This is a genomic window from Carboxylicivirga fragile, assembly GCF_050589805.1.
Lineage (GTDB): Bacteria > Bacteroidota > Bacteroidia > Bacteroidales > Marinilabiliaceae > Carboxylicivirga > Carboxylicivirga fragile.
On sequence record NZ_JBNGOY010000009.1, the window covers coordinates 94,862 to 108,926 of the forward strand.

Below are 14,065 nucleotides of genomic sequence, written 5' to 3' on the forward strand. Positions count from 1 at the left end.
CATTAATGAACCAATTGTATAAAAACTTAATTCATTTAAATGAACATTTTTTCTTTTCTTTGTAAATAAAACCGCATGCAAACAACGATATTCAATCAAGAACAAAGCATCTTCAACCGCTTTATTGCTGAAATCCGCGATACTTCAATACAAACTGATCCAATGCGTTTTCGTCGTAACATTGAACGAATGGGTGAGATATTGGCTTATGAAGTAAGTAAAACTTTGCCTTACGAAGAGAAACAAATTACAACACCACTAGGTGTTGCACCAGAAAAAGTGCCTTCTGAAGAAGTGGTTATTGCCTCCATATTAAGAGCTGGTCTTCCCTTACATCAAGGAATCTTAAATTACTTCGACAGAGCTGAAAATGCCTTTGTGTCGGCCTATCGCAAATACAACGAAAAAGGTGATTTTGATATTCACATCGAATACATCTCATCTCCATCCTTGGATGATAAAATCGTTTTATTAAGTGATCCAATGTTAGCGACGGGAACATCCATTGAACTTGCCTACAAAGCACTTTTACATAGAGGCAAACCAAAACATGTACACATTGTATCACTAATTGCGAGCGAAGCCGGTGTAAAATATGTTCAGGATATTTTTAAAGATGAACCTGTCACTTTATGGCTAGGTGCGGTTGATGCCGAATTGAATTCAAAATCATATATAATACCAGGCATTGGCGATGCTGGTGATTTAGCATACGGTAGTAAAATTTAATTTACCTTAACCACTTGCCCCTCATCTTTGCATTCGTCAAGCAATTCAGAAATTGTTTTCTGTAATTTCGGATGAATTAACTCTGACCAATGCTCTGTCAATGGCAATAAGGTAAAGCGGCGCTCATGTAATAAACGATGTGGAATAGTTAAATCTCTAGCTTCCATAATTACATCGTCTACAAATAGTATATCAATATCAATTGGTCGGGACTCATAAACAGTTCCGACCTTTTCTTTTCTTCCCAGCTCCTTCTCAATTCGCTGTGTTATCGCCAATAATTCATTAACAGGAACCAATGTATAAAATTCTACCACCTGATTAATAAATCGCTGTGAAGCCTCAAAACCCCATGGTTCACTCTCATAATAGGATGAACAATAAATTAAGTCGCCAAATTCAAGGCCAAGCTTCTCAATAGCTAACTTAAGTTTTGCTCTAACATCATTTTGATTTCCACCTAACAGTAATATCAATCTCATAACATACACATTTAACTGTATCACAACCCAAACACAAAACAAAACCGACCAATTGGTTCAATAAAAATAGATAGAATAAAAGATGCATTGAAAGTTTATTTTTCATACTTTTGCTTGCAATGCCAATTATTAACAAACCTTGTTAACACAAATCTTTTATCATGGTAAAATTTTTCAAATACTTATTAGCCACTTTTGCTGGTGGTATCGTTGCTGCCTTTGCCCTTTTAATTATTCTTATCGGCATGTTTTCAGCCATTGCTGCTTCGGGCGATAAAGAAACAAAAATAGAAGAAAATACCATTCTTGTATTAAATCTTGAAGGACCAATTATTGATCGTGTAACGGAAGATCCGTTTCAAGAAGCAATGTCAAGCCTTACAGGTCAGCCTTCTCCTGAAGGATTAAATCGCTTGTTAAAGAACATAGAAAAGGCCAAACGTGATGAGAATATTTCTGGGATCATGCTTGAATCCGGCCTCGTTTCTGCTGGTTATGCTACGATAGAGGAAATTAGAAATGCCCTAATCGACTTTAAAACAAGTGGCAAATTCGTTTATAGCTTTGCCTCTATTTATACTCAGAAAGGCTATTACTTATCTTCGGTTTCGGACAAATTATATTTAAACCCATCTGGAATGGTTGAGTTTAAAGGATTATTTGCCGAGCGCACCTTCTATAAGGGAACCTTAAAAAAGATTGGCGTTGAAATGCAGGTTATTAAGCATGGTAAATTCAAGTCTGCCGTTGAACCTTACTTATTGGATAAAATGAGTAAACCAGCCAAATTACAGACTGAAGTTTACCTGAATTCAATGTGGGAACATCTGAAAGGTAAAATTGCAGAAGCTCGAGGAGTTGATGTACAAACCTTATCAAATGTTGCTGATCAAATGCCAATGTTCCGAGATGCTCAAATGCTTGTTGACAATGGTTTAATTGACGGCTTAAAATACAAAGACGAATTACTTACTGAGCTAAAGGAAGCCACCGACACTGACCAAAGTGATGACTTAAGCGCAGTTAAAAGCAGCAAGTACGCCAAAGTATATGTACCAAAAGAAACCAAAGGTTTTGCCAAGGACAAAATTGCTGTCATCTATGCACAAGGCGCCATTGATGGTGGCACACAGGATGGTATTCAGTCAAAAGATTTATCAAAAGCCATTCGTAAAGCCCGTCGCGACAGCTCTATTAAAGCCATCGTATTTCGTGTGAATTCTCCAGGTGGTTCTGCACTTGGTTCTGAAATTATTTGGAGAGAGGTGCAATTGGCTAAAGAAACAAAACCAGTAATTGTTTCGATGGGTGATTATGCTGCTTCAGGTGGTTATTACATTGCATGTCCTGCCGATAAAATTGTAGCTAATCCAACAACCCTAACCGGATCCATTGGTATTTTTGGAATGATACCAAATGCGGAAGGTTTAACAAAGTGGGCTGGCTTAAGCTTTGATGGTGTGAAAACCAACGAATATGCTGATATGCCAAGCGTTACACGTCCTTTCAGAAAAGAAGAACGAGATATTATGCAAGCTTATATTGAACATGGCTACGATGTATTCATTGGTCGCTGTGCCGATGGTCGCGATGTTAGCAAAGAGGCTATTGATGAAATTGGTCAAGGTCGTGTTTGGAGTGGTAGCAATGCCATCGATATTAATTTGGTTGATGAGATTGGCGGCTTGAACAGAGCCATTGAGTTAGCCAAAGAAGCTGCTGAACTTGAAAAATACAGAATTGTGGAATTACCTAAAATTCCGGATCCAATGGAGCAGTTCATTAAAGAATTAAGTGGTGAAGCAAGAATGTTCATTGGTAAATCGGTTATGGGTGAGGAATACAAATACCTTAAAGCCATTGAAGAGCTCAAGAATGGTCACCAGATTCAGGCACGCATGCCTTATAACCTTGAAATAAGATAACACTAAATAAGATCTGGAATAAAACAGGCTAACTATGATACTAGCCTGTTTTATTTTTTTATTCCACAATGAAAATCAGAAAAGCTCTATATCCTTTTAGTTTGCTCTACGGACTAGTTACTAGCCTTCGAAATAAATTATTCGATTGGCAAGTACTGGAATCGAAGCAATATGACTTTCCTGTTATTTCAGTGGGTAATATTACGGTTGGAGGAACAGGCAAAACCCCGTTGACCGAGTATCTTATTCGCCTATTAAAGCACGATTACAAAGTAAGCTTACTCAGTCGTGGTTATAAGCGAAAGACCAAAGGTGCCTTATTGGCAAATGAGCAAAGTACAGCCTCTGACATTGGTGATGAACCCTTTCAGGTAGGTAAGAAAAATCCAATGATAAACGTGGTTGTTGCCGAAAAGCGCGTGGAAGGCATGTCCCTTATCAATAATAACACCAATACCGATGTGGTATTGATGGACGATGCTTACCAACACAGATACGTTAAACCGGGCTTTTCAATTCTTGTTATCGATTACAATCGTCCTCTATGGAGCGACCTGCCCTTTCCGGCAGGAGATATGAGAGAAACGCGGGCTGGGCAGAAACGAGCAAACATCATTTTGGTGAATAAATGCCCTGAAAACATAAGCAATGAAGAGAAACAAAATTGGGTTAAGCGTCTAAAGCTAAAATCTGAGCAAAACGTTTTCTTTTCGTGTATAAAGTATGGCGAAGCAAAAATGCTTTGGAATAATGAAAACGTATCATTTAACAAAGAAACTTCGATAGTTGGCTTAGCTGGCATTGCACAACCAGATGCATTCTTTTCCCATCTAGACGAAAAATTCTCGTTAAAGCAAACTTTGGCTTTTGGTGATCATCATAATTTCACTGAACATGATTTAAGTAACATACATCTTGAACTTAGTAAACATGGTGCAAATACCATGTTAATTACCACGGAGAAAGATACCACAAGACTCGATAAGACACTTGAGTTTTATCGACACATCGCTTATGTTCCTATTGAATTAAGCATCTTATTTGAAGAAGAAAAAACACTTGAAAATTTAATACGCAACTATGTTAGAAACAATCAGAAAGACAGCTGATTTTCTGTCAGGGCAAAGCGGGCTAAAGCCTGCAATTGGCATTATTTTAGGTACTGGACTTGGTGGACTAGTGGAGGAAATTGAAATTGAAAAATCCATTACCTACGAGGAAATACCAAACTTCCCGGTTTCAACCGTTGAAGGACATAGCGGACGCTTAATATTTGGAACTATCAATAATGTGCCAGTATTAGCCATGCAAGGTCGCTTCCATTATTACGAAGGGTATTCGATGGAAGAAGTAACCTTTCCGGTAAGAGTTATGAAGGCTATGGGTATTGAAACATTGGTGGTTTCAAATGCCAGTGGTGGGTTAAATCCTGACTTTAAAGTTGGCGATATCATGGTCATTACCGATCAGATTAATATGTTTGGAACCAATCCTCTTATTGGGAAAAACCAAAAGGAATTGGGACCTCGTTTTCCTGACATGAGTGAACCATACAGCAAAAAGCTGATTGCTAAAGCCCTTGAAATTGGTGCTTCAAACAACATTGACCTAAAGCAAGGTGTGTATGCCGGAACCACAGGGCCTACTTTTGAAACACCTGCCGAATACATGATGTTCCGCATATTGGGTGGTGATGCAGTAGGTATGTCAACCGTACCGGAGATTATTGTAGCACGCCACATGGATATGACTACCTTTGGTATTTCTATCATTACCGATTCTGGTGTTCCAGGACAGATCGTAGAGGTTTCGCACGAAGAAGTACAGCAGGTAGCTGCAGCAGCTGAACCACAGATGACAAAAGTAATTAAAGAACTGATTTCGTCGATTTAATAAGCTCGCTATAGAAACAAAAGGGTACTTTTCAACTAGAAAAATACCCTTTTCTTATTAGGTGCCTTTAAGAATAATAGTACTCAATTTGTAAAAACCAATGAATTTAAACTCTTAATGAAAGCGTGTGTTTTTATTAATATTACTTTAGAGCAAATTGTACATGAAATGAAAAGAGTTCTATTTTCAGTAAAATAATTAATTTGATGCAATTAGCTTATAGTGGTATTTCTATTGATACAGGATTACCCATGTCGTAATTCAATGTCCATAAGTCATAGTCTGGACACCCGTCGCTAGTCAAATTGCTTTTGTATTCTTCTACGGTTCCGATAAATACCCAACTTCTTTCTATAGTTAGGCCTTCGTCCAGATTAATAGTTATGATCAAAGAATTATCACCTTCAGTAACAGATGCGCTGCCAATTATTGTGCTCAGGCTATAATCTTTATGCATGTCAAATGAGGTAATTGTTGGATAGTAGTTGTAGCCAGTAAAGTTACACCAGTAGCCTTGTGGTGTATCAAACTCATATTGACCAATACTTGCACACCATGTGAGGTTGTTATTTTCGTTATAGTAATATGATTTAACAGCAATTATTAATTCTTCAGTTTCACATTCAATAAAGCAGAAAGTTAAATTACTTACCATATTTTTTCCTCCGGGAGCTGCTAAACCACTATCGTGATAAGCGCCATCCTCATAGAAGTATACGTTAGCATTGTTTGATCCTTTAACTATTACAGCTCCTACTTTGTAGCTTTTACCATTCATTTCAATACAGCCATCAGTATTGAATGAGATGAAGTTACCTTCAACGCTTACAGACAGTCCATCTGGGAAACCACCAATAAACCTACCATCATCATAGTCTACTTTTTCACCACAATGGGCAAAATAGGTAGCGTCTCCCATAAATGCCATGCCAACTTCCTCACAAGTTCTGTTGCCACCGTTGTTTTTTCCAGGAATTAAATACGGCGTAACTTCCATTGTACTGATCGGAGTGCTTTCCATCTTTTCAGTAATAACTTCTTTTTTACCCTTTAGGGCAGCTACACTTTCTTCAGCTTCTTTTTGTTCGTCTTTAGCAGTTTCGCCGCAAGACATCATTAAGGCTGTAATTATGCCTATTACTATAAATTTAATTGCTTTCATAATCAGATTGTTTTTTGTTTACCCATATAAATGAAAGGCCAATTTGATGGTTTCTGAAAAGAATGTCAAGTATTGAATGGCGGAAAGTTTTATATTTATGACGAATGAATAACTTCTATGGATTAATGCTGTTTTATTGGTGTGTTTAATGTATAAATATGGAATTGTATTTGAAATAATAATAAAGGCGCCATTGGCGCCTTTATTATTTTATGAGTTTAAATTGGATTTCTTAATGACTCACATTCTGCACTTCTTTCGGATCGTGTTTGTGCTTAAATAAAATCGCGAAAAGAATTGCAATGACTAATGAATAGCCGGCAAATGCGATCCAGATATCTGGCCAGTTTCGGCTTCCATCTTCAAACAAGAAGTATTTATCAATTATTATTCCACTTCCAAGTGCCCCAATGATTGTTCCGAATCCATTGGTCATCATCATAAATAACCCTTGTCCACTGGCCCGCATAGATGGCTCAACCTGGGTTTCAACGAAAATTGAACCGGAAATATTAAAGAAATCAAAGGCCATTCCGTAAATAATCATTGACAGAATAATCATCCATAGACCACCAATAGGATCGCCATAGCCAAATAAGGCAAATCGCAATACCCAGGCAAACATGCTCATCAACATTACATTTTTAATACCAAAGCGTTTTAGGAAAAATGGAATGGTTAGTATAAATAAGGTTTCAGAGATTTGAGAAATCGACATTATTATTGTTGAATATTTTACAACAAACGAATCCGCATATTCTGACATGTGCTTAAACTCATCTAAAAATACATCGCCATACATGTTGGTTAATTGTAGCGATGCTCCCAGGAACATGGAGAAGATAAAGAATAGTGCCATTTTGTAATTGGCAAACAGCTTAAAAGCATCTATTCCCAAGCGTTGAGCGAGTGATTTATTGTCATTGTCAGTATCTTCTGGAGGACATTTAGGTAAAGTGAAAGAATAGATACCTAAAATAATCGCTGCGATTGAGGAGAAATAAAACATCATATCTGACGCCTTGTTGCCCGTTAGGTTAGTAACCCACATGGCAGCAATAAAGCCGACGGTTCCCCAAACTCTAATGGGGGGGAAATCTTTTATGACATCAAGTCCTGCTTTTTTAAGTGCGTTATAGCCTATTGTATTAGTTAGTGCTATGGTTGGCATATAGAAAATCATTGCTATCAACATTGCCCAGAAAAAGCCCATAGGGGTTTCTATAAATGGAAAGCAAGCTACAGTAACTCCACCTCCAATATGCAAAATGCCGTAAAGCTTTTCTGCATTCATCCATTTGTCAGCTATTATTCCGGTTATGGTTGGCATAAACATCGAAGCAATTCCTAGTGTAAGAAAAACCAAGCCGAATTCAGTACTGTCCCATCCTTTGGTGCCAAACCAATAATTTCCTAATGTAATTAGCCATGAACCCCAAACATAGAACTGGAAGAAGTTCATTATTATTAATCTTAATTTTAATCCCATTATCTAACTATTTTGAATAGGTTAATAAACATTGTTTTGAAAACTCGAAAAGCTGACAAAACATACCAATATATAATGGTAGAAAGTTTTGGTGTGATTTTCATGAGTCATAAAGCCTGATACAATTAGAATTGAAAGGAGCTATAGAGGCTATTTTTCTCTCGAATTAATTTCATCTCTTATTTCCGAAGCTCGCTCGTAATCTTCGTCTTCGATGGCTTCCATGAGGAGATTGTTTAATTCCTCAACGCTTTTTGACTTGTACTTGTCAGTAGTTGGTTTTGGCGCAGAAGGAATTAGAGATTGCCCTTCTTCTTTTTTGTCAAAATCAAGTACAATGCCTGCCTTTGAAATAATGTCTTCGTAAGTGTATATCGGGCATTCGAAGCGCAGGGCTAATGCTACTGCGTCCGACGTGCGAGAATCAATGTGTAACATTTCATCTTCGCGCTTGCATATCAGTTCAGAATAAAAAATGCCTTCTTCCAGTTTGTAAATGATTACTTCTAATAATTCGATTTCAAACGATTTGGAAAAATTGAGAAATAAATCGTGGGTAAGTGGACGAGGTGGTTCCAAACCTTCAAGTTTAATGGCAATGGACTGAGCTTCAACGCCACCAATAATAATAGGAATGCGTCGTTCTCCTTCTTCTTCGGCCAAAACCAGAGCGTAAGCACCCGATTGTGTTTGGCTATATGATAAACCCAGAATATTTAGCTTGATTTTTTTATTACCCATAAATTTACAATTGCAATACTCGAAATAGACGCAATTTTAGCAACTATTTTCTTGAAAAATGTACTCAAACAAATATAGTAATTACTTTTTAACATTAGCTTTGTAGAGGTTAATTTATATGGTATTCACCTAATTATTCCTTGGTAAAAAGCTAATTTACAGCTATGCAGTAGCGTATTTGTTTGGCTTAGTTATTATTTTTATCTACTTTTGCACTCCATTGAATCCTGAGGGGTAGAAAAAGTGGTTACAAATACTAACCCACCTCCTGGATCGAACCATAAAAATTGGTGACATGTACGCAGTTGTTGATATTGCTGGACAGCAATTCAAAGTTGAAAAAGAGAGAAAAGTCTTTGTACATCGATTGAGCGCTGAAGAAGGTGCTACAGTTGAGTTTGATAAAGTACTTTTACTAGACAACGATGGAGACGTTAAAATTGGCGCTCCTGTAGTTGAAGGTGCTAAAGTAACGGCAAAAGTTTTATCACACCTTAAGGGTGAGAAAGTAATCGTTTTCAAGAAGAAAAGAAGAAAAGGTTACAAAAAGAAGAACGGACACCGTCAGTGCTTCACACAAATTCAAATTGAAGAAATCGTAGGTTAGTAACTCAAAAAAACTAGAATAAGATGGCACATAAGAAAGGCGTCGGTAGTTCGAAGAACGGTAGAGAGTCGGAAAGTAAACGACTTGGCGTAAAAATTTATGGCGGTCAAGCTGCCAAGGCAGGGAATATCCTTGTTAGACAAAGAGGAACACAGCACCATCCGGGTGAGAATGTAGGTATGGGTAAAGATCATACTCTTTTCGCATTGATACCTGGTCAAGTTGAGTTTCGTAAGAGAAGAAACAATAGATCTTACGTTTCAGTAGTACCTTTCGCTGAATAAAGATCGTTGCAAAGCATTATTAAATCTCCTGATTTTATTACTTTCGTAATGAATTCAGGAGATTTTTTTTATCCATCAAACAAGAGCAAGCATGTTGACGCTAAAATTCATTCAAGAAAATAAGGATGAAGTCATCCAACGACTTAAAATAAAGAACTTTGATGCAGCAGGCATCGTTGACGAAATTATCAACTTAGATAATCAGCGCAAAGCAACCCAGGTTGAGGTTGAAACTTTTCAAGCTGAAATGAATGGTTTGTCAAAAAAAATTGGTGAATTATTTAAAAGTGGTAAAGCTGCTGAAGCAAATGAGGCGAAAGCTCGTACGGGTGAGCTAAAAGAAAATATAAAAGGGCTGGATGCTAAGTTGAGCGAGATAACTTCGCAATTAGATGAGCAATTGGTGCAATTACCAAATTTACCTAACGAAATTGTTCCGCCAGGAAAAGGTGAGGATGATAATGTGGTTGTAAAAAGCGGTGGAGAGATGCCGGTGCTAAACAATGCTGTGCCACATTGGGATTTAATTAAGAAGTACGATATCATCGACTTTGAATTAGGTACCAAGATTACTGGAGCTGGTTTTCCAGTTTATAAAGGTAAAGGGGCTCGTTTGCAGCGCGCATTAATTAATTTCTTTTTAGACGAAGCTGATAAGGCCGGATATGAAGAAGTTTTGCCCCCATTATTGGTCAATGAAGATTCTGGTTTCGGAACTGGTCAATTACCAGATAAGGAAGGGCAGATGTATCATGCAACGGCTGATAATTTATACTTGATTCCAACAGCTGAGGTACCAGTAACAAACTTGTATCGCGATGTTATTCTAAAAGGATCGGAATTACCAATAAGAAACTGTGCTTATTCTGCCTGTTTCCGACGTGAAGCTGGTTCGTGGGGTGCGCACGTGCGTGGATTAAATCGTTTACATCAATTCGATAAAGTTGAAATTGTACAGGTGGCCCATCCTACAAAATCGTATGAGATTTTAGATGCGATGGTGGCACATGTTCAAACTATAGTTGAGAAGCTTGAACTACCGTGGCGTTTATTACGCTTATGTGGTGGCGATATTAGCTTTACTTCTGCATTAACCTACGATTATGAAGTCTATTCGGCGGCTCAAGAGCGTTGGTTGGAAGTGAGCTCCGTGTCTAACTTCGAAAACTATCAAGCTAATCGTTTGAAACTGCGCTTTAAAGAAGAGGGAGAGAAGAAGGCTCAATTAGCACATACATTAAATGGTAGCGCTTTAGCATTGCCACGTATTATGGCAGCTATACTTGAGAACAACCAATGCGCTGAAGGCATTCGTATCCCTAAAGTATTGGTGCCTTACACTGGTTTTGATATTATTAATTAGTTCCGAAAGTTATCGAGATTAGTCAGAAGTCAGTTACAAGACAGTTTTGTTACTGACTTCTGACTAATTAACTAGTAAGCTATATTTATGTTTATTTTTAATACTACTTTTTCAGTAGAAAACAATTCGATTGAACTCTGGAAAGAGTGGATGAATCGAAATTATTTGCCAACCATGAAAGATATGGTTAAAGATTTACGCGTTGAATTGTATGAAGTTATGACGGTTGTTGACGAATCAATGACCAATTTCTCATGTCAGTTACGGTGCGAGTCGCCCGAATCTTTAGATACCATTAATAAGTATAATTCTATTTTGATGGACAATTTGAAAGGGCAGTTGGGTGATAAAAGTTTACATTTTAGTTCCATCCTGAAAGAAGTGATTTAATTTGGTTGACGAACGTATCATACTAGGCATTGATCCAGGAACTACAATAATGGGATATGGATTAATCAAAACCTGTGGTAAAAAAGCAGAGATGATTACATATGGCGTTCTGGAGTTGCAGAAGTATGATGATCATTATCTGAAACTGAAAAAAATATTTGAATGTGTTGTGCGCTTGGTTGATGCTTATCATCCTGATGAATTGGCTATTGAGGCTCCCTTCTTTGGGAAAAACGTACAATCTATGCTGAAGCTTGGCCGAGCTCAAGGCGTTGCTATGGCTGCTGCTTTATCGCGATCAGTACCTATTTTTGAATATGCACCTTTAAAAATTAAAATGGCCGTTACAGGCAATGGCCGTGCATCAAAGGAGCAAGTGGCCATGATGCTAAAGCAAATGCTTAAACTTACTGAAATGCCCAAGTATTTGGATGCAACCGATGGTTTGGCAGCAGCTTATTGTCACTTCATTCAAAATCAACGAATACAAGTTGGCTCCGGAGCAAAAAGTTGGAAAGAGTTTATTAATAAAAACCCCGGGCGTGTAAAAAAATAAAGGCCACCCTGCAGGTAGCCAAAAAAAAACCTCGCTAGTGGGCGAGGTTTGTGATATATAAGGTTGAAATATGTGCTTAAACTGTTAAGATGTCTTTTTCTTTGACAGTATACATATCATCGATCTTTGCTATGAAGCTATCGGTAATTTTCTGAACTTCGGCTTCCGCATCTTTTTCAAGATCTTCAGAAAGTCCCTCTTTCTTTAGACGCTTAAGCTCTTCATTACAATCACGACGAGTGTTTCGTGAGCTTACCTTAGCATCTTCGCATTCTTTTTTTACTTGCTTAACCAAGTCGTGACGCCTTTCTTCGGTTAATGGTGGAATATTAATACGTATCATTTCGCCATTGTTATCAGGATTTAAACCCAGGTTGGCTGCCATTATTGCTTTTTCGATACTGGTAATTAAGCTTTTTTCCCATGGCTGAATGGCAATAGTACGTGCATCAGGTGTACTAATGTTTGCAACTTGCGATAGAGGGCTCATGCTCCCGTAATAATCAACTAAAATACCTTCTAGCATCTTAGTGTTAGCCTTTCCGGCTCTGATTTTACCTAATTCGTTATCAAGGTGTTCAATAGCTTTAGCCATTCTTTCTTTGGCATCGTCAAGTATTAATTCTATTTCTTCTTGCATGGTCACAAATGTATGATAGTGTTATACCTAAATGGTAAAACAAAAATATAAAACTTTGTTTTAAATTAAAAGGCCAAGCTTTTTAGTTTGTAGTTGATTGAATAATAGTGTCTTTGGGAATGATAGGCAGGGTAAAGTAAAAGGATGAGCCCTTGCCATCTTCCGATTTTAACCATATTTCGCCACCTAATTGTTCAACCATTTGCTTGCATACAGTTAATCCAATGCCCATGCCTCCATATTGCCGGCTATTGGTTTGATCTTTCTGATGGAACTTTTCAAAAATAATATCCTGCTCTTTGTCGGGTATACCTATGCCACTGTCTTCTACAAAAAATAAATATGCTCTAATGCCGTATGGTTTGCAACCATATTTTACGAAACCTTCTTTCGTAAATTTAATCGCGTTGTCAAGTAAATTCTTAAATATTTTAAGAAGTAAAAGTTGATCACTGATCAGATAATTATGAACATCATCCAACTCCCAGGAAGCGATGATTTCTAAATTATCTTTATGAAGGAGTTTTTGGTCTCTTTTAATGTTTGAAGCAATTTGTCTAAAAAAAGCATCAAGGTTAATTTTTTTGGCAACAATCTTATATTGTGAAACATCGAGTTGAGCAAAGTCAACTATGTTATCAATCAAACCAAGTAATTGCTGTCCATTCTCTTCAATTGATTTAATGTAGTTGTTGTATTCATTACATTCAACCTGCTTCTCCAATATTCTGGAAAAACCAATAATCGCATTAAGAGGCGTTCGAAGTTCATGTGTTACTAAAGTTAGAAAGTTATTTTTCACGAGGTTCGATGCCTCTGCTGCCTTTCTTGAGTTTATCAGGTCTTGTTCGTTTTGCTTTTGTTGGGTAATGTCTTGAATATTAAGAACGAAGCTTTTGACCATTCCAAATTCATCATTAACAGTTCTTAAGTCGCATTCAATTGGTATGTTTGTGCCCGAACTGTGTTTGAAACGGAAATGCAGTGTTTGTTGCCGGGCTATATTTTTATCGTTTAAGGTTTCCCAAACGATGCTTAGGTCATCTGGGTGAACAAGCTTGTAAAGGTTTTCTTCTAATAGGTTTTCGAGAGTGTATCCGGATAATTCAACAGCTGAAGGACTAATAAAAAGGCATTTGAAGTTTTTGTCGAGTAGGATCTGTACGAAAGATGTGTTGATAGCCAAATGCTTGAACTGTTCCTTCTGCGAATACAATTTGAGTATCTTCTTTTTATCTTCGTCAATATCTTTGAATACGGTATAAATCAAGTTTCTTTCGCCTTCCGAAAAGTAAGTAAATGTCGCTTCTAACAATATACTTTCACCATTTTGCTTTACTACAACTAGTTCATTTGTTTCAAAGGGATGTTGCTCCGATAGCAGTTTAAGTGTTAATAATAGATTGTGGAAAGAACCATCGCTACTTACTTTCTTGATGCTATGTCCTTTTAAATTGCGTAAGGAATGACCTGTTAGGTTTAAAAAATTATCGCTTGCTTCAATAATTATTCCTTCTTTATTAAGAATAGCATGAGAAAAAAGTGTGGTGTCGTGTTTGGTCATTGGCTTTTTGGAAACCGCCTCACTTTCTTTTTTCTGGTTAACTAGCAGTTGACGCAGAGGTTGTAGGATTTTCATAGGTATAGCTTAGAACTGGGTACAGCGTAAATTTAAAGAAAATATATTAGGTGTAATCTGCTTAAATGATGATTTTGATCATGTATAAAAGCTACCCCCAATGTATAAATGATATCGTTACAAGATTTAAGGTCAATTATTGCAAGTATGATTTAGGTATGAATG

The 14,065-nt window shown here is 37.2% G+C and carries 15 protein-coding genes; 9 read left to right on the forward strand and 6 right to left on the reverse strand.

Features of this window, described 5'->3' with window-relative positions; all coding sequences use genetic code 11:
- Nucleotides 1-75: 75 nt before the first annotated feature.
- A complete protein-coding gene (gene upp / locus ACRD7B_RS05480; RefSeq protein ID WP_430823471.1) occupies nt 76-729 on the forward strand; it encodes a uracil phosphoribosyltransferase in 654 nt (217 codons plus the stop codon).
- On the opposite strand, the gene folK is transcribed toward upp, so the two are convergent.
- Nucleotides 726-1,211, reverse strand: coding sequence for a 2-amino-4-hydroxy-6-hydroxymethyldihydropteridine diphosphokinase (gene folK / locus ACRD7B_RS05485; RefSeq protein WP_430823472.1), 486 nt, complete (start codon nt 1,209-1,211; stop codon nt 726-728). The genes upp and folK overlap by 4 nt on opposite strands.
- Nucleotides 1,212-1,372: 161 nt before the next feature.
- On the opposite strand from folK, the gene sppA reads away from it, so the two are divergent.
- From sppA to ACRD7B_RS05500, 3 genes are all read left to right on the forward strand, one after another.
- A complete protein-coding gene (sppA, locus tag ACRD7B_RS05490) occupies nt 1,373-3,136 on the forward strand; it encodes a signal peptide peptidase SppA (protein ID WP_430823473.1) in 1,764 nt (587 codons plus the stop codon).
- A gap of 68 nt (nt 3,137-3,204) precedes the next feature.
- Nucleotides 3,205-4,245, forward strand: a complete 1,041-nt coding sequence (lpxK, locus tag ACRD7B_RS05495; protein WP_430823474.1) for a tetraacyldisaccharide 4'-kinase — start codon at nt 3,205-3,207, stop codon at nt 4,243-4,245.
- Nucleotides 4,217-5,029 carry a purine-nucleoside phosphorylase gene (locus tag ACRD7B_RS05500; protein WP_430823475.1) on the forward strand — a complete coding sequence of 271 codons (813 nt, stop codon included), beginning with the start codon at nt 4,217-4,219 and terminating at the stop codon, nt 5,027-5,029. The genes lpxK and ACRD7B_RS05500 overlap by 29 nt, the downstream gene beginning before the upstream one ends.
- 217 nt (nt 5,030-5,246) lie before the next feature.
- Here the strand turns inward: ACRD7B_RS05500 and ACRD7B_RS05505 are convergent, their stop codons facing one another.
- From ACRD7B_RS05505 to ACRD7B_RS05515, 3 genes are all read right to left on the reverse strand, one after another.
- Nucleotides 5,247-6,191 (reverse strand): hypothetical protein, encoded by a 945-nt coding sequence (locus tag ACRD7B_RS05505; protein WP_430823476.1) that lies wholly within the window; start codon nt 6,189-6,191, stop codon nt 5,247-5,249.
- A 232-nt stretch (nt 6,192-6,423) separates the two neighbouring features.
- Nucleotides 6,424-7,680 (reverse strand): nucleoside permease, encoded by a 1,257-nt coding sequence (locus ACRD7B_RS05510; RefSeq protein WP_430823477.1) that lies wholly within the window; start codon nt 7,678-7,680, stop codon nt 6,424-6,426.
- Between the two features lie 150 nt (nt 7,681-7,830).
- Entirely contained in the window at nt 7,831-8,421 is a 591-nt protein-coding gene (locus tag ACRD7B_RS05515; protein WP_430823478.1) for a bifunctional nuclease family protein, read from the reverse strand.
- A 295-nt stretch (nt 8,422-8,716) separates the two neighbouring features.
- On the opposite strand from ACRD7B_RS05515, the gene rplU reads away from it, so the two are divergent.
- The 5 genes from rplU to ruvC all read left to right on the forward strand — a co-directional run bounded on the left by rplU (nt 8,717) and on the right by ruvC (nt 11,621).
- Nucleotides 8,717-9,028: a 50S ribosomal protein L21 gene (gene rplU / locus ACRD7B_RS05520; RefSeq protein ID WP_430823479.1), complete on the forward strand. Its 312-nt coding sequence runs from the start codon at nt 8,717-8,719 to the stop codon at nt 9,026-9,028.
- A gap of 23 nt (nt 9,029-9,051) precedes the next feature.
- The gene (gene rpmA, locus ACRD7B_RS05525) at nt 9,052-9,312 is read left to right on the forward strand and encodes a 50S ribosomal protein L27 (protein WP_430823480.1); all 261 of its coding nucleotides are present in this window, start codon (nt 9,052-9,054) and stop codon (nt 9,310-9,312) included.
- Nucleotides 9,313-9,403: 91 nt separating this feature from the next.
- Nucleotides 9,404-10,675: a serine--tRNA ligase gene (serS, locus tag ACRD7B_RS05530; RefSeq protein WP_430823481.1), complete on the forward strand. Its 1,272-nt coding sequence runs from the start codon at nt 9,404-9,406 to the stop codon at nt 10,673-10,675.
- Nucleotides 10,676-10,762: 87 nt separating this feature from the next.
- Nucleotides 10,763-11,065, forward strand: a complete 303-nt coding sequence (locus ACRD7B_RS05535) for a DUF4286 family protein (RefSeq protein WP_430823482.1) — start codon at nt 10,763-10,765, stop codon at nt 11,063-11,065.
- A gap of 1 nt (nt 11,066) precedes the next feature.
- Complete coding sequence (gene ruvC / locus ACRD7B_RS05540; protein WP_430823483.1) at nt 11,067-11,621, forward strand: crossover junction endodeoxyribonuclease RuvC; 555 nt, start codon at nt 11,067-11,069, stop codon at nt 11,619-11,621.
- A gap of 76 nt (nt 11,622-11,697) precedes the next feature.
- Here ruvC and frr read toward each other — a convergent pair whose 3' ends face one another.
- On the reverse strand, nt 11,698-12,261 hold the full coding sequence (gene frr / locus ACRD7B_RS05545) for a ribosome recycling factor (protein ID WP_430823484.1): 564 nt from the start codon (nt 12,259-12,261) through the stop codon (nt 11,698-11,700).
- An 82-nt stretch (nt 12,262-12,343) separates the two neighbouring features.
- Nucleotides 12,344-13,900, reverse strand: coding sequence for a PAS domain-containing sensor histidine kinase (locus ACRD7B_RS05550; protein WP_430823485.1), 1,557 nt, complete (start codon nt 13,898-13,900; stop codon nt 12,344-12,346).
- Between the last annotated feature and the right edge of the window lie 165 nt (nt 13,901-14,065).

Coding starts and splice junctions, on each gene's coding strand:
- frr (WP_430823484.1), bottom strand. CDS start 12,261: ATGCAAGAAGAAATAGAATTAATACTTGACGATGCCAAAGAAAGAATG.
- ACRD7B_RS05505 (WP_430823476.1), bottom strand. CDS start 6,191: ATGAAAGCAATTAAATTTATAGTAATAGGCATAATTACAGCCTTAATG.
- upp (WP_430823471.1), top strand. CDS start 76: ATGCAAACAACGATATTCAATCAAGAACAAAGCATCTTCAACCGCTTT.
- ACRD7B_RS05510 (WP_430823477.1), bottom strand. CDS start 7,680: ATGGGATTAAAATTAAGATTAATAATAATGAACTTCTTCCAGTTCTAT.
- rplU (WP_430823479.1), top strand. CDS start 8,717: ATGTACGCAGTTGTTGATATTGCTGGACAGCAATTCAAAGTTGAAAAA.
- serS (WP_430823481.1), top strand. CDS start 9,404: ATGTTGACGCTAAAATTCATTCAAGAAAATAAGGATGAAGTCATCCAA.
- rpmA (WP_430823480.1), top strand. CDS start 9,052: ATGGCACATAAGAAAGGCGTCGGTAGTTCGAAGAACGGTAGAGAGTCG.
- ACRD7B_RS05550 (WP_430823485.1), bottom strand. CDS start 13,900: ATGAAAATCCTACAACCTCTGCGTCAACTGCTAGTTAACCAGAAAAAA.
- ACRD7B_RS05535 (WP_430823482.1), top strand. CDS start 10,763: ATGTTTATTTTTAATACTACTTTTTCAGTAGAAAACAATTCGATTGAA.
- ACRD7B_RS05500 (WP_430823475.1), top strand. CDS start 4,217: ATGTTAGAAACAATCAGAAAGACAGCTGATTTTCTGTCAGGGCAAAGC.
- lpxK (WP_430823474.1), top strand. CDS start 3,205: ATGAAAATCAGAAAAGCTCTATATCCTTTTAGTTTGCTCTACGGACTA.
- sppA (WP_430823473.1), top strand. CDS start 1,373: ATGGTAAAATTTTTCAAATACTTATTAGCCACTTTTGCTGGTGGTATC.
- ACRD7B_RS05515 (WP_430823478.1), bottom strand. CDS start 8,421: ATGGGTAATAAAAAAATCAAGCTAAATATTCTGGGTTTATCATATAGC.
- folK (WP_430823472.1), bottom strand. CDS start 1,211: ATGAGATTGATATTACTGTTAGGTGGAAATCAAAATGATGTTAGAGCA.